Annotated in this window: 2 protein-coding genes; one reads left to right on the forward strand and one right to left on the reverse strand. The window is 66.2% G+C overall.

The features are described from left to right. On the reverse strand, positions 1-234 hold a 234-nt coding region (locus ACFVWD_RS58485), incomplete at its 3' end, for a hypothetical protein (protein ID WP_389607341.1). A 31-nt stretch (positions 235-265) separates the two neighbouring features. Here ACFVWD_RS58485 and ACFVWD_RS58490 point away from each other — a divergent pair. Further along, positions 266-1,074 (forward strand): IS5 family transposase gene (locus ACFVWD_RS58490; RefSeq protein ID WP_389607342.1). Its coding sequence is split into 2 segments (ribosomal slippage): positions 266-614 and positions 614-1,074, totalling 810 coding nucleotides; the frame shifts between segments, so codons are not numbered across the junction. Positions 1,075-1,134: the final 60 nt, after the last annotated feature.

A 1,134-nucleotide genomic window follows, 5' to 3' on the forward strand; every position in this document is an offset into this window, starting at 1 on the left:
GCCGTGGGCCTCGGTGTCCTTGACTCCGTAGCCGGCCGCGTCGAACTCCACCCTCCTCACGGACCCGCCGGGCTGGGTGACTGAGGTGGAGGTGACCTTGCCCGTGCCGGTCAGCGTGTACGCGAAGGTGAACTTGGCGCCTTCGGTGAGCGTCTGCTCCTTGACCCGCCCGTTTTCGTAGACGTTGGTCATGTAGGTGATGCCGCGGGCATCCTTTGCCGTCTTAGAGTCCATCTCATTTGGGTGACTCGGTATTCTGTAAGTCATGGTGGGGATCGTTGAACGGCTGGTGCCGGACGAATTGTGGGAGTTGTTCCAGCGGGTGGTGCCGGAGGCGCCGTCGCGGCCGCAGGGCGGTGGTCGGCGTCGGCACGGTGACCGGGAAGTGCTGGCCGCGATCGTCTTCGTGGCTACGTCGGGTTGTACCTGGCGGCAGCTGCCTTCGGCGTCGTTCGGCCCGTCCGGAGCGACTGCTCACCGGCGGTTCTCGGAGTGGTCGAAGGCCAGGGTGTGGGCCAAGCTCCACCGCCTGGTCCTCGACGAACTCGGCGCCCGAGGCGAGCTGGACTGGTCGCGGTGCGCGATCGACTCGGTGAACATGCGGGCCCTGAAAAGGGGGACCTGACAGGTCCGGATCCTGTCGACCGGGGCAAGTACGGCTCGAAGATCCACCTGATCACGGAACGGTCAGGTCTGCCCATATCCGTTGGCATCTCCGGGGCCAACCTGCACGACAGCCAGGCCCTGATCCCGCTCGTGAAGGGCATCCCACCGATCCGCTCGCGCCGCGGCCGGCGACGGCGCAAGCCCGCCAAACTCCACGCCGACAAGGGCTACGACTACGCCCATCTGCGGCGATGGTTACGCGAGCGAGGTATCACCCACCGCATCGCCCGCAAGGGAGTCGAGTCCTCCCAACGGCTGGGCCGCCACCGCTGGACCGTGGAACGCACCATGGCCTGGCTCGCCGGCTGCCGCCGACTCCACCGACGCTACGAACGCAAGGCCGACCACTTCCTAGCCTTCACCAGCATCGCCTGCACCCTCATCTGCTACCGCAGACTCACCAAATGAGATGACTTCTTAGTGGGCAGGCGGCGCCGTCTGGTGTTGGCTTGCGCCCGTGTTGGGGTT

The sequence above is a fragment of the Streptomyces sp. NPDC058086 genome, from assembly GCF_042885015.1.
Classification (GTDB): Bacteria; Actinomycetota; Actinomycetes; order Streptomycetales; family Streptomycetaceae; genus Streptomyces.